Raw genomic sequence first — 19,828 nt, 5'->3', positions numbered from 1 at the left:
TTACCTGCTCGCCCTGTAACCGCTGCCTAGGAGTATGGGTCCCGGCCTTCGCCGGGACGACGGGTTGAGTTCGGGGTGCACTACCCCGCCCCGATCTCGGCCACGATCCGGCCGGTCGTAACCTGCTCGCCCTCGGCGACGTCGATCGCGGCGACGACGCCGTCGATGCCGGCCTTGTGGACGTGCTCCATCTTCATCGCTTCCAGCGTCAGCACCGGCTGACCGACGATGACGCGGTCGCCCGGCTTGACCAGGACGGCAACGACGCGGCCGTTCATGGCAGCACGAACCTTGCCGTCTCCGTTGCTTGCGGCGGCCTTCGGCGCGGCGAGCGTGAGATCGGTCGCCGCGAGCGGGATGCCGCGGCGCTGGAGGTGGAGACGTTCGCCATCGCGCAGGAATTTTGCACTGTCCGTCACGCCGTCATGGCGGAAGCGAATCATGTCGAGATCGAGCTGGTCGATCTCGAATTTGTCTCGACGGCCGTCACTGGCAACGGTGTAGCTGCCATCGCGCTCCCGCGTGACTTCGAGCTCAAGCGCGTGGCCTGCGATCTCGATTTTCGCCGGTAGCGGGAACGTTGCCGCGAGGCTCCGTCCGCGGCGCCACGACGGTGCCTGCGGGTTCGTGACGTAGAGCAGCAAGCCGGCCAAAGCCATATCGAATGCAGCGTCCGCGCGCGGCGCCAGCAACTCGTCGCTGTGCGCACCAATGAACGCCGTCGTCGCTTCGCCCTTGGCAAAGCCGGGATGACGCAGGCAGGACATCAGGAACGCCTGATTGGTCGTCACACCGAATCCGGTCAGTTGCTCCAGACCGACGATCAGCCGCCCCCTCGCCTCCTCGCGGCTCGCACCATGGCCGATCACCTTGGCGATCATGGAATCGTAGAACGGCGGAATCTCGGAGCCCGATTGCAGCGCATGCTCGACGCGGATGCCTTCCGGCACCTGCCAGCGCGCCATGCGCCCGGACTGCGGCATGAAATCATGCGCGGCATCCTCCGAGCACAGCCGCACCTCGATGGCGTGGCCCGTGAAGCGAATGTCCTGCTGCTTAACCGGCAATGGCTCGCCGCGCGCGACGCGCAGCTGCAATTCGACGAGATCAAGCCCGGTGATCGCCTCGGTCACGGGATGCTCGACCTGGAGGCGGGTGTTCATTTCCATGAAGTAGAATTCGCCGCTCGCATCGAGCAGAAATTCGAGCGTGCCGGCGCCCTCGTAGCGCAGCGCCTTCACCGCAGCGACCGCGACGTCGCCCATCTTCGCGCGCAGTTCCAGCGTCACAGCGGGCGACGGTGCCTCCTCGATCAGCTTCTGGTGGCGCCGCTGCACCGAGCAATCGCGTTCGCCGAGATGGATGGCGTTGCCATAGCTGTCGCCGAACACCTGAATTTCAATGTGACGGGGATTCTGGATGGCGCGTTCGAGGATCACGGTCGGATCGCCAAACGCCGCCTTTGCCTCGGACCGCGCGCTACGCAGCGCATCAGGAAACGACGCCGCGTCCGTCACGAGCCGCATGCCGCGTCCACCGCCGCCGGCGACGGCCTTGATCATCACGGGAAAGCCGATCTCCTTGGCTTCCGCCAGCATCACCTCATCGCCCTGATTGGCACCCTGATAGCCGGGCACGACGGGCACGCCGGCCTTTTTCATGATCTCCTTGGCACCGGCCTTGTTGCCCATCGACTCGATCGCCTGCGGCGACGGGCCGATGAAGACGAGCCCAGCATCCTTGCAGGCCTGCGCAAACTCCTCGTTCTCGGCGAGGAAGCCATAGCCGGGATGAACGGCATCCGCGCCGCTGGCCTTTGCGGCCGCAACGATCGCGGGAATGTTGAGGTAGGACTGCGCCGGGAGCGGCTCGCCGATGCGCACGGCCTGGTCGGCCTCTTGCACATGGAGCGCGTCGCGATCCGCATCCGAATAGACCGCGACGACGCCGAGGCCGAGCTTCCGCGCACTGCGCATCACCCGCAACGCGATCTCGCCGCGATTGGCGACCAAGAGCTTGAAGAATGGCCGGTGCTGCGTTGATCCGTTCCTCATGGGCGAGCCACCGAAAACTGCATGCGCTGGGGTGTACGCGCATCGCCCTCGCGGCAGATGGCGAGCACTTCCGACAGCACCGCGCGGGTATCGCGCGGATCGATCACGCCGTCGTCGAGCACCCGCGCGCTGGTCGAGAACACGTCCATCTGGCCGTCGAACACGCCGACGATCTGCGCCTTCATAATATCGAGCTTTTCTTTCTCCACCGGCTTGCCGCGGCGCGCTGCTGCGGCTTCGGTGACGATCGCCATGGTCTCGGCGGCCTGCTCACCGCCCATTACGGCAGTCTTGGCGTTGGGCCAGGAGAAGCAGAAGCGCGGATGGAAGCCGCGCCCGCACATGCCGTAATTGCCGGCACCGAACGAGGCACCGCAATAGACCGTGATCTGCGGCACCGTCGCCGACGTCACCGCCTGGATCATTTTGGAGCCGTGCTTGATCATGCCGGCTTCTTCGTAAGCTTTTCCGACCATGTAGCCGGTGGTGTTGTTCAGATACAGCAATGGCGTGCGGGTTTGACAGCAAGCCTGGATGAAATGCGTCGCCTTGTTCGCACCGGCCGGATCGAGCGGACCGTTGTTGGTGATGATGCCGATCGCCTGGCCTTCGATGCGGGCATGGCCGCAAACAGTGGCCGGGCCGTAGTTCGGCGCCATCTCGGTGAAATCGGAATCATCGACGATGCGCGCGATGACCTGTTTCATGTCCACGGAGCGCTTGTGGTCCATCGGCATGATGCCAAGCAGTTCGTCCTGGTCGTAGCGTGGCAGCTTGTATTGCGCAGCTCCCTTGTCCGGCCGCTCCCATTGCAGCGCCGCCATGATCTCGCGCGCGATGCGCAGGGCGTCGCGGTCGTCTTCGGCGAGGTAGTCGCCAAGTCCCGACACCTGCGTGTGCATCTCGGCGCCGCCAAGCTCCTCCTCGGTCGCGATCTCGCCGGTGGCGGCCTTCAGCAGCGGCGGCCCGGCGAGGAAGGCGCGGGTGCGGCCACGGACCATGACGATGTAGTCGGACAGGCCGGTCTGATAGGCGCCGCCGGCGGTCGAGGAGCCATGCGTCACGGTCACGACGGGTAACCCGGCTGCCGAAAGCCGCGCGAGATTGCGGAAGATGTTGCCGCCGCGAACAAAATCCTCGACGCGATATCGCAACAGATTGGCGCCGGCGCTTTCGACCAGCTGCACATAGGGCAGCTTGTTTTCCAGCGCGAGCTCCTGCACGCGTATCGTCTTGTCCAGGCCGTAGGGTTGAAGCGCGCCGGCATCGATGCCGGAATCGTTGGCGCTGACCATGCAGCGGATCCCCGAGACGAAGCCGATGCCGGCGATGACGCCGCCGCCGGGCACGCTCTTGTCGGCATCCGGCAGGTCGAACATGTAGCCGGCGAGCGTGGACAGCTCGATGAAGGGTGCGCCGGGATCGAGCACAAGCGCGACGCGCTCGCGCGGCAACAGCTGGCCGCGCTTATGGAAACGGTCTTTCGCCGCGGCCGACGCCGCACGGGTGCGCTCTTCCAGCGCGCGCATACGGTCGATCAGGCCAAGCATGCCGTCGCGGTTGGCAAGGTAGGCTGCGCTGCCGGGGGAGATGGTGTTTTCGAGAATGGACACAGTTTTACTCCGTCATTCCGGGGCGATGCGAAGCATCGAACCCGGAATCTCGAGGTTCCGGGTTCGCGCTTTCGCACGCCCCGGAACGACGTTTAGCGATTCGTCCCAAAAATCTTCCGCGCTTCCGCCGGGCTCGCGATCTCGCGGCCCGCACGGCGGGCGCAGGCGGCGATGGCCTCGATCAGCTGGCCGTTCGACGTCACCTTCTTGCCGTCGGCGAGATAGAAGGCATCTTCGAGACCGGTGCGCAGATGACCGCCGAGCTCGGCGCAGCGCTGATGCAGCGGCCAGATCTCTTCGCGGCCGATCGCGGTGACCTGAAAATGCCCTTCAGGACGCTTCAGCTTGATCAGGATCGGCAGCAGATCGGGATCCGACGGCATGCCGGAGGCGACGCCCATCACGAAGTTATATTCGAGCGGACCCTTGTACATGCCGACCTGGCGGTACATGCCAACGCAGCGGACGATGCCGACGTCAAAGCATTCGAATTCGGGGATGCTGCCGACCGCGTTCATGACGTCGAGGTAGTCCTTCACCTTCTCGACTGCATTGTCGAACATCATCGGCGGCCAGGCCCAGCTGTTGTCGGCCTTCACCTTCAGGTAATTCAGCGAGCCGGCGTTGCAGGCCGCGATCTCCGGCCTGGTCTCGCGGATGCAATCCAGCGCGCCGCTGTAGTTCGGCCCGGAGACGCCGGAGGTGTGATTGATGATCACGCCGGGGCAGGATTCGCGAATCGCTTGCTGGATCTCCTTGCTGACGCTGACCTCCCAGGACGGCAGATGCCCCTTGTCCGGCGCCTGCTGGCGCAGATGGATGTGCATGATGGACGCGCCGGCATCGAACGCAGCCTTGGCCTCGCGCGCCATCTGCTCGGGCGTGACAGGCACGTTGTGCTGCTTCGGGTCGGTGAGCACGCCGTTCAGCGCGCAGGTGATGACGGCCTTGTCACTCATGCCTTGAATGTCTCGCACGTTGATAATTCAACGTTTGCGATCATGTGATGGGCGGCATGCGGCTTCTTGCGCGGAGAAGCTGGAAAAAGGCGAGAAATCGTAGCAACCATTAAAGGCTAGGCGGCTTTTTCGGTCCAGGGCGTGCCGCGTTGTACGACAGTATTGGCGTAGATCAGGAGCTTGCGGGCGCAGGCGACGAGTGCTGCGTTGTGGACTTTGCCCTTCGCGATGAGGCGGGCGTACAGCGCGATCAGAGCCTTGTTCCAACGGAAGGCAGCTGGAAGGGCGGCGGCGAACAGGGATCGCCGCAGGCGGCTGCGGCCTCCGGCGATTTTGCGCTGTCCGCGTTGTTGTCCGCTATCCGCGTCGAACGGAGCCAACCCGGCCAAGGCTGCGGCTTGCTCACGGCTGACGCGACCGAGCTCGGGCATGCGGATGACGATCGCCAGTGCCGTCCGCTCGCCGATGCCGGGAACGCTCAGCACCAGCTTGAGCCGCTTGGCGAGGTCGTCGTAGGCACGAAGCCGCTTGGCAATGTCACGGATCTGCGCCGCCTTGCGTGCCTTCAACCGGGCGATGTCGCTGTCGACGATGCGTCGCAACGCAGGCTCGTCGATGTGCTCGAGACGGGTCTTGAAGCGCCGGATGTCTTCCTCGATCTGCTCAAGAAAGGTCAGATAGTCGGCCAATTCCGTCAATCGCGGATCCGGCGCGATCTCAGGGGGATCGAGCGCCGCAGCACAGGCGGCGATCAATACGGCGTCGAGCGCGTCGTTCTTGGCCCGGCGTAAATGGACCTTGGCGAACGCCTTGACCTGAAGCGGCTGCAGCAACAGCACGGTAAAACCGGCCGATCGCAAATGCTCGACCACGCCGCGTTCATAGCCGCCAGTGGCCTCGATCCCGACCCGCGTGACGCCGGCCTTGGCCAGGCTTGCTGCCAGAGCGCGCCAGCCCGGTAAAGCATTGGCGACCTGCCAGCGTTCGGTTCGACCGTGGACCGCGACGTCCAGCTTGGCCTTGGACGTATCGATTCCGGCCGTCGTTATGTTAGTCTGTGTCATCTTCGTCGACCCTGCCTTGTGAAGCGAACCAAGTTGTTCCGGCAACCATCCGGGTCCGATGAAGGTGCTGACGCGATCACGCTACGGGGCAGCCACAAACTGCTCTGGGTGGGCTCGCTCCGATCGCCAGCGGCCTGTCGCGGGGTGCAAACCGCGGCAGGCCATTCCTCACGGAACGTGTCCAGGATAACTGATCGCGCTATTACAAGGGTGGGCAAAGGCGCTCTTGCGCCGTGCCCACCATCTCTCAACACCTCAAGAAGGTGGTGGGCACGCTTTCGCTTTGCCCACCCTACGATGCTAGCTCGCCTCCGCAAGCCTCACCGTCTCGCTGCTGCGATAGATCGCAAGATCGCGCGAGCCGACGAAGATCGCGCGTGGCTTCAAGCCATAGAAGCGGCGGATCGAGTGGCTGAAATGGGTGCTGTCGGGATAGCCGATGTCCTGCGCGAGATGGGCGAGGTTGAGGTCCTGGTTGGCGAAGTGCAGCAGGTGCCGCGCCCGCTTCCAGGCGCGGAAGGAGCGGAACGAGATGCCGGTCTCCTCCTTGAACAGATGCAGGAAACGCGAAGCGGAAAGTCCGGCGTCCGCCGCACAAGTGTCCGCCGTCACGGGCTCGCCCGTGAAGCGGCCGATACGGGCGACCGCACGCGTCACGCGGGGATCGAGCACGCGGCGCGGCAGCGCTTCGCCAAAACACATCTCGTCGAATTCGGCGGTGGTGATGTCGCCGTAGCGGCGCTGGCGCAGCAGCGTGTAGGCGGCGAGGATCTTGCGGGCATAGACGGCCCTGTCGGGTCCGGTGAGCCGCTCGGCCAGGACCTCGATCACGCCATCAGGCATGCTCTCCGGCTCCAGCGTGACGCTGATCGCGGTGCGGTAGTCGCTGGCAATGGAATGCCGCTGGTTCGGCAGGGTGACGAACAGCTCGCCGGTGGCGAGGGCATCGTCGATCGTCAGATGCAGGCTGCCCTTGACCGCGACATAGACATGACAGCAGCCGGGCGTTCGCTTGCGGGGGCGGCCGAGCAGGCCGGCATAGAATACCCGCTCCGGCGTGATCAGCATCAAATGGTCGGATTCGCGACCGTTATCTTCCATTGGGATCCTCCTCGCGCGGCTCTTTGGCCGCTGCGGACGGAGGTCACCTTAGCGGAAATCTGGGCGCTGTCACGGCGGGATAGCGCTATCATGAAGCGCAAAAGGTCGGCACTCCGCGAGGGGTGATGCCGAGCCGGAACTCCTGCCAACATCGTCGTCCTGGACAAGCGCAGCGGAGCGGAGCGCCGATCCAGGACCCATTACCCCAGGGCGGAGTTGCAGCGCGAGGGAGACAACCCCGGGCCTTCGTCAAATTAATCCCTGGGGTAATGGGTCCTGGCTTTCGCCAGGAAGACGATTAAGCCCTCACTCTTGGCGCCACGTTCTGCTCGACACCGGCCTGTTGCTCCGCAGCAACCGCGCGCTTGAAACCATCGCGCTGCTGCAGGCGCGCCCAATAGGCTGCGACATTTGGCCCAAAATCCTTGGCAAGCCCGATAGTATCGGCGAGGCGGAGCGCGTAGCCGATCACGATGTCGGCGGCGGTGAAGCGGCCAGCACACAAGGCCTCGGTATTCGCGGTGGCTGCCTCGACGGCGCGCAGCCGGCCCAAGAACCATTTGGCATAGTCGCCGGCGACCTGCGGATTGCGGCGCTCTTCCGGCTCGAGCTGGGTGTATCGGAGCACCAGCGTCTGCGGGAAGGTTAACGTGGCGTCGCTGAAATACATCCAGTTCAGGAACGCGCCATAGGCGGGATCCTCAGGTCTCACCATCAGCGGCGTCGGCCCGTGTTTGATGCCGAGATAATGGCAGATCCCGGACGATTCCGTCATCCTGGTCTCGCCATCGACCATGAAGGGAATGGTACCCAGCGGATTGAGCGCGAGGTATTCCTTGGCGAACACCCGCGGCGGGAACGGCAGCATCTTCAATTCGTAGGGAAGCCCCATTTCCTCCAACATCCAGAGCGGACGGAAGGAGCGTGCGCCGTCGCAATGATAAAGCGTGATCATCAGGAACTTCCCTTGCTGCCGGGCAGCGTGCCCATCATCTTGCACAGGACCATCAGCATGACCTCGTCGGCGCCACCGCCAATCGAGGTCAGGCGGCTGTCGCGATAGGCGCGGCTGACCGGCGTCTCGTTGGTAAAGCCCATCCCACCCCAATATTGCAAGCAGGCGTCGGTCAGCTCGCGGCCGAGCCGGCCGGCCTTCAGCTTGGCCATGGTCGCAAGTTTCGTGACATCCTCGCCCGCCACCAGCGCCTCACCGGCGCGGTAGATCAGCGCGCGCAACAGCTCGACCTCGGTTTGCATCTCGGCCAGCTTGAAGTGGACCACCTGGTTGTCGAGGATCGACGTCCCAAAGGCCTTGCGATTGCGGGTGTATTCGATGGTCTCGTTGATGATGTATTCGTGCGCCTTCAGGCAGGCCGCCGCACCCCAGAGCCGTTCCTCCTGGAACTGGATCATCTGGTAGGTAAAGCCCTTGCCCTCCTCGCCGATCCGGTTGCGCTTGGGCACGCGGACGTTGTCGAAGAATATCTGCGCAGTGTCGGAGGAGCGCATGCCCAACTTGTCGAGCTTGCGCGCGAGGGTGACGCCCTTGGTCTTCATGGGCACGCAGATCAGTGACTTGTTGCGGTGAACGGGTCCGTCGCCGGTATTGGCGAGCAGGCAGATCCAGTCGGCCTGGGTGCCGTTGGTGATCCACATTTTGCCGCCGTCGATGACGTAATCGTCGCCGTCCGCGCGCGCATTGGTCTTGATCGAGGCGACGTCAGACCCTGCGCCGGGTTCGGAGACGCCGATGCAGGCCACATAGTCGCCAGAGATCGAGGGCGCCAGGAATTCGCGCCGCACCTCATCGGAGCCGAACCGCGCCAGCGCCGGCGTCGCCATGTCGGTCTGCACCCCGATCGCCATCGGCACGCCGCCGCAATTTATGGCGCCAAGCTCCTCCGCCATCATCAGCGCATAGGAATAGTCGAGGCCGGAGCCGCCGAATTCGACGGGCTTGTTCAGCCCGAGAAAGCCGAGGCTGCCCATCTTCTTGAACAGCGCGTGCGCCGGGAAGATGTCAGCTTTTTCCCATTCATCGACATGAGGATTGATTTCGTTAGCGATGAATTTTTGCAAGCTTCGGCGGATCTCGTCGTGATCGGCGGTAAACAGCATTTTGTCAGCTCAGCTCTCGGTATCTCTGATGTGCTCGTCATGGCCGGGCTTGTCCCGGCCATCCACGCCTTCGTCACCCGGCAGCAAGAACGTAGATGCCCGGACAAGCCCGAGCATGACGGAGGGGACGTTCACAGCCCCATCTGCCGCGACGCGAGATCCTTCATGATCTCCTCGGTGCCGCCGCCGATGGCGTTGACCTTGACCTCACGGTAGATGCGCTCGGCCTTGATGCCGCGCATGAAGCCTGCGCCGCCAAAAATCTGCACAGCCTCGGAGGCGCAGAATGCCATGGTCTGCGTCGCCTGGTTCTTCATCATGCAGATTTCGGCGACCGGGCTTTCGCCCTGCTCCAGCCGCCAGGCCAGCATCTCCAGCATCGCTTGCGAAGCGGCGACCTTCTGCGCCATGTCGACGATCTTGTGGCGGATCACCTGATGCTGCGCGAGCGGCTTGCCGAAGGTCTTGCGCTCCTTGGCATAGGCGATCGCTTCGTCGAGGCAGACGCGCGCGAACGCGGTGCAGCCCGCTGCCATGCCCATGCGCTCGCTGTTGAAATTCCGCATGATGATCTTGAAGCCCTGGCCTTCCTCGCCGATCAGATTTTCCGCCGGCACGCGGCACTCGTCGAAATGCAGCGTCGCGGTATCGGAGGCCCACCAGCCCATCTTCTTCAATTTAGTCCGGGACAAGCCCGGCGTATCCCCCTCGATCAGGAGCAGGCTGACGCCGCCGGCGCCCTCGCCGCCGGTGCGCACCGCAACGGTCAGATAGTCGGCACGCATACCCGAGGTGATGAAGGTCTTCTCGCCGCTCACGACGTAGTGATCGCCGTCGCGCCGCGCCTTGGTCCGGAGGCTCGCAACATCAGAACCGCCGCCCGGCTCGGTGATCGCGAGCGCGGAGATTTTCTCACCCGCGAGCACCTGGGGCAGCACGCGCGCCTTGACCTCGGGGCGCGCGGCCCGCGCGACCGGCGGCGAACCGATCGTATGGCTCATCAGGCTGGCGCTGATGCCGCCGGCGCCGGCCCGCGCCAGCTCCTGGCTGGCGACGATCTTCATGAACTGGTCGGCGGCGATCCCGCCATATTCCTCGGGAAATCCGAGCCCCAAGAGTCCGATCTCGGCCGCCTTGCGATAAAGCGCGCGCGGGAATTCGCCGGCCTCGTCCCACTCGTGGGCGAAGGGTGCAATCTCCTTGTCGACGAAGCGGCGCATCACGTCCCGAAAGGCGTCATGCTCGGCGGTATAGAACGGGCTCATCATCGCACTCTCGCCTCGCTGGCGGATTCGTCTCGTTCACCATGGCTGGAACCTTAGCGGCTCACTTGCGCGGAGTGGCTGGCCAAGGCTTCCCGCCGAGCAGGCCCGCTCCAGCAACTCAACGCAAGACGATTTTCACCGCTCGCGTGCCAACTCCGGATCAAAAAAAGACGTGGTGCACAAACTCCGGCTGGCCCCTGGGCCATGCCGGGCATGGTGCATGGCAATAGGGACGCGGGCGGCACCAGACCGCCGAGGGAGGAATTCTTGGCCGTTCGCTACTACGACTGGATCGCCCATTATGGCCGCCGCACGCCGAACAAGATTGCGGTGATCGATCTCGCGAGCGAGCGCCGCTTCACCTATGCGCAGCTCGACGCGCGCATCTCTTGTCTCGCGTCATTTCTGCGCCATTCGCTGAAAGTCTCGCGCGGCGAGCGGGTCGCGGTGCTGGCGCTGAACACGACCGATACGCTGGAGGTGCAATTCGCCTGCGGCCGGTTGGGTGCGATCTTCGTGCCGCTGAACACCCGCCTCACCGTTCCCGAGCTCCAGTTCATCACCGCAGATTGCGCGCCGAAGGTGATGATCCACGACACCGATCTCGCCGAAACGGCGCTTGCCGTGGCAAAGCTCTGCGGCATTGAGACGAGCCTGCTGCTTGGCCCCGGCGGCACCTACGAGGCCGGCGTCGCCGCCGCAAAGCCACTTGAGACAATCGAGGAGGTCACCCTCGATGACGTCTCGACCATCATGTACACCTCGGGCACGACAGGCCATCCCAAGGGCGCCACCATTACCCATGGCATGACCTTCTGGAATTGCGTCAATCTCGGCGGCCCCGCCTGCATCGGGCCGTCCTCGGTGCTGCTCACCGTGCTGCCGCTGTTCCACACCGGTGGTCTGAATTGCTACACCAATCCGGTGCTGCATGCTGGCGGCACCGTGATGATCATGCGCGCCTTCGATCCCGGCACGGCGCTTGGTCTGATCAGTGATCCCGCGCAGGGCATCAACGTGTTCTTCGGCGTGCCCGCGATCTACCAGTTCATGGCCCAGCATCCGGCCTTCGCGACCACCGACCTCGGCCGGCTGATCGTCGGTGGTGTCGGCGGCGCACCAATGCCGGTGCCGCTGCTCAAGGTGTGGGAGGCGCGTGGCGTCGCACTCCAGCAGGGCTACGGCATGACCGAGACCTCGCCGGCCGTGCTGGTGCTCGACCGCGAGGATGCGGCACGGAAAGCCGGCTCCGCCGGCAAGCCGGTGCTGCACACGGAAGTGCGCATCGTGCGTCCCGATGGCAGCGATGCCGATGTCGGCGAGCTTGGCGAACTCTGGGTCAAGGGACCGAACATCACGCCCGGTTACTGGAACAGGCCGGAGGCGAACAAGACGTCATTCACCGATGGCTGGCTGCACACGGGCGACGCCACACGCGTCGACGACGAAGGTTTTTACTACATCGTCGACCGTTGGAAGGACATGTACATCTCCGGTGGCGAGAACGTCTATCCGGCCGAGGTCGAGAACGTCCTGCATCAACTCAACGCCATCGCGGAAGCCGCCGTGATCGGCATTCCCGATGCGCAATGGGGCGAGGTTGGCCTCGCCATCGTCGCGGCCAAGCCCGGCCAGCGGCTGACCGAGGCCGATGTCTTCGCGCACTGCGCCGCGAATCTCGCGCGTTTCAAATGTCCGCGCCAGATTCGCTTCGTCGAAGCTCTGCCGCGCAATGCCACCGGCAAGATCCACAAGCCGACCTTGCGCAAGGAATTCTCAGGCGCCTCGGAAGCCGACAAGAAAGCCGCCAACGCCTGATCAAAGCGGTCCCTCTCACGGGCGCTTTTCATTTTCGACGTGCCTGCTCCAACTCAGAAGAAACCCCAAGGAATTTCAAGGAATTTTCATGAACAAGAAACTCTCCCTGCTTGCCGCAGCAACGGCGTTGGCACTGCTCACAACCCAGAGCGCGTATGCCCAAAAAGCGTACGACACCGGCGTCACCGACACCGAGATCAAGATCGGCAATGTCGAGGCCTATTCCGGCCCGGCTTCCGCCTACGGCGTCATCGGCAAGACCGAGGAAGCCTATTTCAAGATGATCAACGACCAGGGTGGCATCAACGGCCGCAAGATCAACTGGATCTCCTACGATGACGGCTACTCGCCGCCAAAGACCGTTGAACAGATCCGCAAGCTGATCGAGAGCGACGAGGTCTTCCTGGTATTCAACGCGCTGGGCACGCCGACCCAGACCGCCGTGCAAAAGTATCACAATTCCAAGAAGGTGCCGCAGCTGTTCCTCGCCACCGGCGCGAGCAAGTGGAACGACCCGAAGAACTTTCCCTGGACCATGGGCTTCCAGCCCAGCTACCGCGTCGAGGCACAGATCTTCGCCAAGTATATTCTGAAGGAGAAGCCGGACGGGAAGGTTGCGATCTTCTATGCCAATGACGATTTCGGCAAAGACTACCTCGCCGGCATCAAGGACGTGTTCGGCGACAGAGCATCGAAAATGATCGTCGCCGAAGAGAGCTACGAGACGTCGGAACCCTCGATCGATGCTCATATCGTCAAGCTCAAGGGCACCGGCGCCGACGTCTTCGTCAACATCGCGACCCCGAAATTCGCGGCGCAGGCGATCAAGAAGATCGCCGAGCTCGAATGGAAGCCGATGCATCTCATGACCGATGTCTCGGTGTCGATCGGCGCGGTGATGAAGCCGGCCGGCCTCGAGGCATCCGAAGGCGTGCTGTCGGCCGGCTATCTGAAGGATGCGTCGGATCCGCAGTGGAAGGATGATGAGGGCATGAAGAAGTTCATGGTCTTCGTCGACAAATACATCCCCGGTGCAAATATTTCCGACGCCAATCTGGTTTACGCCTATGCCGCAGCCCAGACCATGGTGCAGGTGCTGAAGCAAGCGGGCGACAATCTGACCCGTGAAAATGTGATGAAGCAGGCAGCGAGCCTCAAGGACTTCGTTCCCGACACCCTGATCCCGGGCATCAAGATCAACACCTCTTCCACGGACTTCGCGCCGATCGAGCAGCTCAAGATGTGGCGGTTCAAGAAGGGCCAGTGGGAGCTGTTCGGCGACATCATCAGCGCCGAAACGGGCGGCTAGTTCGCGACGATCGCACGGACCTTGACGAAAATAGCGGCCGCAAGGTCGCTATTCTTTTGTGTGCTATCCCGGCAGGAACAGCGCGAAGCACTCCTCAACCGTGCGGCGCAGGTGCTTTCGGTACGACGCGTGGTTTTCATCGTCGGGCCCGATCCGTCCCAGCGACGGCTTCTGAACATTCCTGAGCGGCACATAGGCGATCGGCGCCGCGATCGGCGTCAATTGCGAGCCGGGGCCGGCGCGGAGCGTCGAGATGATCCCGTACATCTCGCCGGCGACCGTCGGCCGCGACACCGTGATCACGCGATGCTGGCCGTGCTTGATGATGACGAGATAGATGAAGCCGGACTGATGCGGCACCGCGACCTCGCCGGTGTGTTCATAGGCCGCATCGGTCCGCTCACCCTCGCGGAACACCAATGAGGAGACTTTCGGCTCCCAGATGATCTCGGTGCGGTAGGCGAAGATCGCGTCCTTGTCGCCGAACGACGGTCGTAGCGTGATGTAGACGTCCTCGAGCCAAGTCACCGCGCGATGGGCATAGGAGCCGAGGCTGTCGGGCGCGACATCGCTCGCGGCCGGAGGCGTCACCACGACGGCGCTTCTGCGCAGCGAGACGCCCAGCGCCTGCTCCAGCCGTACTGTGGTCGCCAGCGTGAACGGCCGTCGGCCGCCGAGCACCTTCTCGAGAGTCGACAGGCTGAGCTTGGCCTGCTCGGCCAGCGCCTGCCGGGAGATCCGGCGCCTGGCAAGCTCCTCACGGATGGTCTCTGCGATCTCGCGACTCTGCTCGTCCGAAAGCTGCTTGTCGGCGAATTTGTCCTGCGTCTGCATCGTGGCCCTGCTCCAGGATGACATCCTAGCAGGGCGGACAAACCAGCACAAAACCGCACTTGGCCCCCCGGCGGCGGGCCGCGCGGGCCGGCCGCGGCGGATCATTGCCGATCATTCTGCTCGCGAAATCGGGCTCTCCCGGCGGATGCTCAGAGCCAGCAAACATCCCCGGGAGCAGGCCAAATGGATACTTACGACACGACGGACAGCAACGAACACCCTTGGCTGGGCAGACTCATCGTGGTCGGACTGTTCCTTCTGGCGCAGGGTATCGCAGTGATGCTGGTCGCCTTCGTGGCCCTGCTGGTGAGCTTGGAGCCCGGCTGGTCGGCAACGACGGAGCAGGCCAGCCTGCTTCAGCCCGGCGACGCCAAGTCCGGCACCCTGCTTCTGAAGGAGGACGGGGCCCACACGGAAGCGATCCGCCTCGGCATCGATATCGACATCACGGTATCAGGCCCGACGCTGCGCGCCCGCGTCACCCAGATCTTCCGCAACCCGACGAAGGACTGGGTCGAGGCGACCTATGTCTATCCGCTCCCCGCCGGCGGTGCCGTCGATTCGCTGAAGATGGTGGTCGGCAACCGCGTCATCGTCGGCGACATCAAGGAGCGGCAGCAGGCGCGCGTGATCTACGAAGAGGCGCGCCGGGCCGGCCAGAAGGCCGCGCTCACCGAACAGGAGCGGCCGAACATCTTCACCAACTCGGTCGCCAACATCGGTCCCGGCGAAACCGTGCTGGTGCAGATCGAATATCAGGAGCCGGTGCATCAATCCGGTAACGAATATTCGCTGCGCCTACCGCTGGTGGTCGGGCCGCGCTACAATCCAGCGCCGATCGTCCAGAGCGTCGATTTCCGCAACGACGGCTCCGGCTGGGGTGCGACGAATTCGGACCCGGTGCCGGACCGCGACCGCATCTCGCCGCCCGTGATGGATCCCGCCGGGAATCCGCCGGTCAATCCGACCAGCATCACGGTACGCCTGAACGCCGGCTTTGCGCTGGGCGAGGTCAAGAGCCCCCACCACAACGTCAAGGTCGAGAGCCCGGACAATACGACGCGAATCGTCACGCTTGCCGACGGTGCGGTGCCTGCCGACCGCGATTTCGAACTGACCTGGAAGCCGGCCGCCGTGAAGGCGCCGTCGGTCGGTCTATTCCGCGAGCGTGTCGGCGACGCCGATTATCTGCTCGCCTTCGTCACCCCGCCCGCCGCCGAGCAGGCGACGCAGAAGCCACGGCCGCGCGAGGTGGTATTCGTGATCGACAATTCCGGCTCGATGGGCGGCACGTCGATCGTTCAGGCCAAGGCGAGCCTCACCTACGCGGTCTCCCGTCTCCAGTCGACCGACCGTTTCAACGTCATCCGTTTCGACGACACCATGGACGTGCTGTTTCCGGCCTCAGTGGCGGCGGATGCCGAGCGTGTCGCTGAAGCAACCTCGTTCGTCAGCGCGCTGCAGGCGCGTGGCGGCACCGAGATGGTGCCCGCGATGCGGGCCGCGCTGACTGACAAGCTCGGCGACGCCGGCATGGTTCGCCAGGTCGTATTCCTGACCGATGGTGCGATCGGCAACGAGCAGCAATTGTTCGAAACGATCACGGCGATGCGGGGCCGCTCGCGCGTGTTCATGGTCGGCATCGGGTCGGCGCCCAACACCTATCTGATGACGCGCGCTGCCGAGCTCGGCCGCGGTGCTTTCACCCATATCGGCTCCGTCGAGCAGGTCGAGGAGCGCATGCGCGGCCTGTTTGCCAAGCTCGAGAACCCGGCCGTGACCGGCCTGAGCGCAAAGTTCTCCGAAGCCAAAGCCGACGTCACACCGACGATCATTCCCGACGTCTATCGCGACGAGCCGCTGGTGCTGGCGGCAAGGCTCGACACGCTCGCCGGCGCGGTCGAGATCAAGGGCCGCGTCGGCGACCGCCCATGGTCGGTGACGCTGCCGCTGCAAAATGCGGCGGAAGGCAAAGGCCTGTCGAAGCTTTGGGCCAAGCGCAAGATCGACGATGCCGAAGTAGCGCGCACCCTGCGCGAGATGACGCCCGAAGATTCCGACAGGGCAATCCTGGCACTGGCGCTCGATCATCAGATCGTCACGCGGCTCACCAGCCTCGTCGCGGTCGACAAGACACCGAGCCGTCCCGAAGGAGAGCCGCTCAAGCCCAGCGAATTGCCGATCAACCTGCCGGCCGGTTGGGATTTCGCGAAGGTCTTTGGCGAACGACAGCAGGTCCCCGCGCAGCTCCGCGAGCGTCACGCCGACGCGCGCAGCCAGCCGGCCACGAGGCGGCCGACGCCGGCGGCAACCGATACGATCCGCCTGCCCAAGACCGCGACCTCGGCCGAGTTGAAGATGACTGCAGGCGTGATCCTGATCTTGCTCGCCATGGTCCTGTTCGTGTTCAACCGGCGTCAGACCTTGCTCACTGACGCCGCTTGAGAGAGGAGCCCCCCGAACTCCTCTGTTAGCGCGCGCGGCTGCCCGTCCCACACCAACGGCCGCGCGCGCCTTTTTGTTGTCATTGCGAGCGCAGCGAAGCAATCCAGGCTGCCTCCGCGGAAAGATTCTGGATTGCTTCGCGTCGCTCGCAATGACGAGTGTGGAAACAATGCCCCGCTTCATCTCTCCCCTGGCTCTCGCCCTGATCGGCATCATCCTGTTTGGCGACGGCGCCTACATCCACGCCAAAGCGTGGCTCGCGCAGGTGCTGCTGGAGCGCGCGTTCGACCGGAGTGTTGCGACCGGCGAAGTGGTCAGGCCATGGTCCTGGGCGGATACCTGGCCGGTCGCGCGGATCGAGGTGAGGCGGATCGGCGCCAGCGCGATCGTGCTGGAAGGCGCGAGCGGCCAGGCGCTTGCTTTTGGACCCGGCCATCTCGCCCAAACGGCTGACGCGGGCGAGCGGGGTGTTGCCGTATATGCAGCGCACCGCGACACTCATTTCCGCTTCCTGCGGAATGTCGCCATTGGTGACCTGATCGATGTCACACGCAGTGACGGCAAACACTTCCGCTATCGCGCGGATTCCTCTGCTGTCGTTCGTTTTGATGCATCAGGTATCGGTCCCGCAACTCAGGACTTCGAGCTCGTGCTCGCGACCTGCTGGCCATTCGACGCCATCGCGTCCGGCCCCGAGCGCTACGTCCTGCATGCCACGCTGATAGGAACTACCGGCCCATGACGGGAAGGCATTGCGCTATGCCGACTCCATTCCGCAAGAGACGACGTTCTGGCGCAAGCGCGTGTGGACCAGCGTTTGATGCGCGCTCATTCCATCACACGGCATACCCGCCCACGTGGTTGCCAGTCCGAAGAACTCGCCATAGAACAGAGTGACGCACCGCCAACAAGAACAACAGGTGAGGTCACACCATGGAAGCTCGCGTTTCTGCCGCCTTCGCTTCGTCGCGCCCATGGTCACCGCCGTCCGATGCCAGCGACATCGTCAAAGGCATCCACGCCATGCTGCATCCCCGCAACATCGTGCTGGTGGGCGCGACCGATAAGCCCGGCAACTATGCCGAGCGCATCTGGAACAATTTGGTCAAATACGGCTACGAGGGCGGGCTCTATCCGGTCAATGCCAAGCGCGACAACATCTGGGGTGTCCCCTGCTACAAGGACTTTGCAAGCCTCCCGGAGAAGCCCGACCACGTGCTGGTGCTGGTGCCGGCGCGCTTTGCCGTGCAGGTGATCCGCGATGCCGCCGCGGCCGGCGCCCGCTCGGCCACCATCGTCACCTCAGGCTTCAGCGAGTTGCAGGACGCGGAAAGCCAAAAGCTCGCCGCCGAACTGCACGCGGCCGTGCGCCAGACGGGATTGGCGGTCACCGGCCCGAACTGCCTCGGCAATTTGAGCGCGGGCGAAAAGCTCTTCACTAATATCGACGACCGTATCGTCACCATGGAACAGGGCGCGGTGGCGATTGCCGGGCAATCCGGCGCCATCGTCATGGCGATCCGCCAAGCCCTGGAAGATCGCGGCGTCGGGGTCGGCTACATGGTGACGACCGGCAACGAGGCCGGGCTCGAGACGCCGGACCTGATGCGCTATTTCGCCGAGGATCCGAGCATCAAGGTGATCGTGGTCTACCTCGAAGGCGTGCGCAACACCAAGGCATTCCGGGACGCCTGCAAGGCGGCGCGCGCCGCGAGCAAACCGGTGATCGCGCTCAAGCTCGGGTCGTCCGAAGGTGGCCGCGCGGCGGCGATGGCACACACCGGCGCGCTCGCGGGCTCGATCGAGACATTCGACGCCATTGCAACGCGCGAAGGGGTCATCAGGGTCGGCGGGCTCGACGAGCTGATCGAGACCACCGAATGCTTCGTTCACGCCGCTGTGCCCAAGGGCGACCGGCTCGCCGCAGTGACGCTATCCGGCGGCAAGCGCGGCATGCTGATCGATGCCTTCGATGCAGAAGGCCTGAATTTTGCACCACTCAGCTCGCATGTCGGCTCGGAGCTGGCAAAGATGCTCGGGCCGGGCTCGATCGTCGGCAACCCGCTCGACGCCGGCTTTGCCGCGGTGGTCGATCCCTCCGTCTACATGAAATCGATCGGGCTGATGATCGACGACCCTGATATCGACATCGTCATCATCGATGCCGAGCTGCCGAAAGCGCCGCACGAGCTGCGCGAGCGCAATCTGCGCATCGTCGACGAGATGGCGAGCCGGGCCGGCAAGCCGGTGATCTATATCAGCGCGATGTCGATCGGCTTCACCGAGTTCACCAAGACCTTGCGCAAATCGCTGCCACATCTCGCGGTCATGCAGGGCATGGATCGCGCGGTGACCGCGATCAAGTCGCTGCTCGACTACGCCAAGCTACGCAAGGAAGTGCCTGATGTCGTCTCGAGCTCGAAACCTGCCGCGCGTGCCGTGCTTGAGAAGGCGCTGAAATCGGCAACCGGCGCCGCGCTCGACGAGGTCGCCTCGAAGAAGCTCCTGAAGGCCTATGGCATCCCGATCTCGAAGGAGGCAATCACACAGACGGCAGCCGAGGCCGTGAAGATCGCGAAGCAGATCGGTTTCCCGGTCGTGGCCAAAGTCGTCAGTGCCGAGATCCTGCACAAATCGGACATCGGCGGCGTGGTGCTGAATCTCAACAGCCCGGCCGAGGTGAAAAAGGCATTCGCCGACATCACCGCGCGGGTGAACAGGCTGAAGGGCAAGCCGAAGCTCGACGGCATCCTGATCGCGCAACAGGTCAAGGCCGATCTGGAGCTCGTGGTCGGCGCCTCCCTCGATGCCGAGATGGGTCCGGTCGTGCTGTTCGGCACCGGCGGCATCGACATCGAGCTGATGAAGGACGTGGCCCTCGCCGGTGCGCCACTGGACGAGGCCGAGGCCCGGCTTCTGATCGGCCGCACCAAAGCCGGTATCAAGATGCGCGGCTATCGGGGCAAGCCGGCCTTGCACGAGGCCTCCGCGGTGAAGGCGCTGGTCGGCCTCTCCAACCTGATCGCGGATGCCGGCGACCGGATCGCCTCGATTGACGTCAATCCGTTCCTGGTCAATGCCAAAACAGGCGTCGCCGTCGATGCCCTCATCGTGCTGAACAATGCCGCGGCCAAACGCGCCGCTGGGCATTGATGTCGCGTAGGGCGGATTAGCGCAGCGCAATCCGCCAAATCGCTCCATGGCCGCATGAGGCGTTGGCGGGTTACGCTTCGCTAACCCGCCCTACG

At 64.0% G+C, this 19,828-nt stretch carries 14 protein-coding genes; 5 read left to right on the top strand and 9 right to left on the bottom strand.

Annotated elements, in window-relative coordinates; translation table 11 throughout:
* Positions 1-80 precede the first annotated feature (80 nt).
* The 8 genes from AC0L3C_RS13240 to AC0L3C_RS13205 all read right to left on the bottom strand — a co-directional run bounded on the left by AC0L3C_RS13240 (position 81) and on the right by AC0L3C_RS13205 (position 10,177).
* Positions 81-2,054, bottom strand: coding sequence for an acetyl/propionyl/methylcrotonyl-CoA carboxylase subunit alpha (locus AC0L3C_RS13240; RefSeq protein WP_473408179.1), 1,974 nt, complete (start codon positions 2,052-2,054; stop codon positions 81-83).
* Positions 2,051-3,667: an acyl-CoA carboxylase subunit beta gene (locus AC0L3C_RS13235; protein ID WP_473265959.1), complete on the bottom strand. Its 1,617-nt coding sequence runs from the start codon at positions 3,665-3,667 to the stop codon at positions 2,051-2,053. The genes AC0L3C_RS13240 and AC0L3C_RS13235 overlap by 4 nt, the downstream gene beginning before the upstream one ends.
* Before the next feature lie 92 nt (positions 3,668-3,759).
* The gene (locus AC0L3C_RS13230; RefSeq protein ID WP_473265958.1) at positions 3,760-4,626 is read right to left on the bottom strand and encodes a beta-keto acid cleavage family enzyme; all 867 of its coding nucleotides are present in this window, start codon (positions 4,624-4,626) and stop codon (positions 3,760-3,762) included.
* 116 nt (positions 4,627-4,742) lie between these two features.
* Positions 4,743-5,690: an IS110 family RNA-guided transposase gene (locus tag AC0L3C_RS13225; RefSeq protein ID WP_473265976.1), complete on the bottom strand. Its 948-nt coding sequence runs from the start codon at positions 5,688-5,690 to the stop codon at positions 4,743-4,745.
* Between the two features lie 300 nt (positions 5,691-5,990).
* A complete protein-coding gene (locus AC0L3C_RS13220) occupies positions 5,991-6,791 on the bottom strand; it encodes an AraC family transcriptional regulator (protein WP_354205983.1) in 801 nt (266 codons plus the stop codon).
* Positions 6,792-7,089: 298 nt separating this feature from the next.
* A complete protein-coding gene (locus AC0L3C_RS13215) occupies positions 7,090-7,746 on the bottom strand; it encodes a glutathione S-transferase family protein (protein WP_473265957.1) in 657 nt (218 codons plus the stop codon).
* Positions 7,746-8,909, bottom strand: a complete 1,164-nt coding sequence (locus AC0L3C_RS13210; protein WP_473408178.1) for an acyl-CoA dehydrogenase family protein — start codon at positions 8,907-8,909, stop codon at positions 7,746-7,748. The genes AC0L3C_RS13215 and AC0L3C_RS13210 overlap by 1 nt, the downstream gene beginning before the upstream one ends.
* A gap of 131 nt (positions 8,910-9,040) precedes the next feature.
* The gene (locus AC0L3C_RS13205; protein ID WP_473265956.1) at positions 9,041-10,177 is read right to left on the bottom strand and encodes an acyl-CoA dehydrogenase family protein; all 1,137 of its coding nucleotides are present in this window, start codon (positions 10,175-10,177) and stop codon (positions 9,041-9,043) included.
* Positions 10,178-10,441: 264 nt separating this feature from the next.
* Here AC0L3C_RS13205 and AC0L3C_RS13200 point away from each other — a divergent pair, with 264 nt between their 5' ends.
* Both AC0L3C_RS13200 and AC0L3C_RS13195 read left to right on the top strand, forming a co-directional pair.
* On the top strand, positions 10,442-11,992 hold the full coding sequence (locus AC0L3C_RS13200; protein ID WP_473265955.1) for an acyl-CoA synthetase: 1,551 nt from the start codon (positions 10,442-10,444) through the stop codon (positions 11,990-11,992).
* 88 nt (positions 11,993-12,080) lie between these two features.
* Positions 12,081-13,301 (top strand): ABC transporter substrate-binding protein, encoded by a 1,221-nt coding sequence (locus AC0L3C_RS13195; protein ID WP_473265954.1) that lies wholly within the window; start codon positions 12,081-12,083, stop codon positions 13,299-13,301.
* Between the two features lie 63 nt (positions 13,302-13,364).
* On the opposite strand, the gene AC0L3C_RS13190 is transcribed toward AC0L3C_RS13195, so the two are convergent.
* Positions 13,365-14,135 (bottom strand): helix-turn-helix transcriptional regulator, encoded by a 771-nt coding sequence (locus AC0L3C_RS13190; protein WP_473265953.1) that lies wholly within the window; start codon positions 14,133-14,135, stop codon positions 13,365-13,367.
* A gap of 183 nt (positions 14,136-14,318) precedes the next feature.
* Between AC0L3C_RS13190 and AC0L3C_RS13185 the strand changes: the two genes are divergently transcribed.
* The 3 genes from AC0L3C_RS13185 to AC0L3C_RS13175 all read left to right on the top strand — a co-directional run bounded on the left by AC0L3C_RS13185 (position 14,319) and on the right by AC0L3C_RS13175 (position 19,733).
* Entirely contained in the window at positions 14,319-16,580 is a 2,262-nt protein-coding gene (locus AC0L3C_RS13185; protein ID WP_473408177.1) for a marine proteobacterial sortase target protein, read from the top strand.
* A gap of 169 nt (positions 16,581-16,749) precedes the next feature.
* Positions 16,750-17,322 carry a class GN sortase gene (locus AC0L3C_RS13180; protein ID WP_473408176.1) on the top strand — a complete coding sequence of 191 codons (573 nt, stop codon included), beginning with the start codon at positions 16,750-16,752 and terminating at the stop codon, positions 17,320-17,322.
* 191 nt (positions 17,323-17,513) lie between these two features.
* Positions 17,514-19,733, top strand: coding sequence for an acetate--CoA ligase family protein (locus tag AC0L3C_RS13175; protein WP_473408175.1), 2,220 nt, complete (start codon positions 17,514-17,516; stop codon positions 19,731-19,733).
* Positions 19,734-19,828 lie beyond the last annotated feature (95 nt).

This window comes from Bradyrhizobium sp. WSM4872, assembly GCF_055811715.1.
This window is presented reverse-complemented; position numbering and strand designations above follow the sequence as displayed.

What these genes read in the sequence shown, in the direction of transcription:
- AC0L3C_RS13205 (WP_473265956.1), bottom strand. Translation starts at nt 10,177, where the DNA reads ATGATGAGCCCGTTCTATACCGCCGAGCATGACGCCTTTCGGGACGTG.
- AC0L3C_RS13190 (WP_473265953.1), bottom strand. Translation starts at nt 14,135, where the DNA reads ATGCAGACGCAGGACAAATTCGCCGACAAGCAGCTTTCGGACGAGCAG.
- AC0L3C_RS13175 (WP_473408175.1), top strand. Translation starts at nt 17,514, where the DNA reads ATGGAAGCTCGCGTTTCTGCCGCCTTCGCTTCGTCGCGCCCATGGTCA.
- AC0L3C_RS13185 (WP_473408177.1), top strand. Translation starts at nt 14,319, where the DNA reads ATGGATACTTACGACACGACGGACAGCAACGAACACCCTTGGCTGGGC.
- AC0L3C_RS13180 (WP_473408176.1), top strand. Translation starts at nt 16,750, where the DNA reads ATGCCCCGCTTCATCTCTCCCCTGGCTCTCGCCCTGATCGGCATCATC.
- AC0L3C_RS13220 (WP_354205983.1), bottom strand. Translation starts at nt 6,791, where the DNA reads ATGGAAGATAACGGTCGCGAATCCGACCATTTGATGCTGATCACGCCG.
- AC0L3C_RS13225 (WP_473265976.1), bottom strand. Translation starts at nt 5,690, where the DNA reads ATGACACAGACTAACATAACGACGGCCGGAATCGATACGTCCAAGGCC.
- AC0L3C_RS13210 (WP_473408178.1), bottom strand. Translation starts at nt 8,909, where the DNA reads ATGCTGTTTACCGCCGATCACGACGAGATCCGCCGAAGCTTGCAAAAA.
- AC0L3C_RS13215 (WP_473265957.1), bottom strand. Translation starts at nt 7,746, where the DNA reads ATGATCACGCTTTATCATTGCGACGGCGCACGCTCCTTCCGTCCGCTC.
- AC0L3C_RS13240 (WP_473408179.1), bottom strand. Translation starts at nt 2,054, where the DNA reads ATGAGGAACGGATCAACGCAGCACCGGCCATTCTTCAAGCTCTTGGTC.
- AC0L3C_RS13195 (WP_473265954.1), top strand. Translation starts at nt 12,081, where the DNA reads ATGAACAAGAAACTCTCCCTGCTTGCCGCAGCAACGGCGTTGGCACTG.
- AC0L3C_RS13230 (WP_473265958.1), bottom strand. Translation starts at nt 4,626, where the DNA reads ATGAGTGACAAGGCCGTCATCACCTGCGCGCTGAACGGCGTGCTCACC.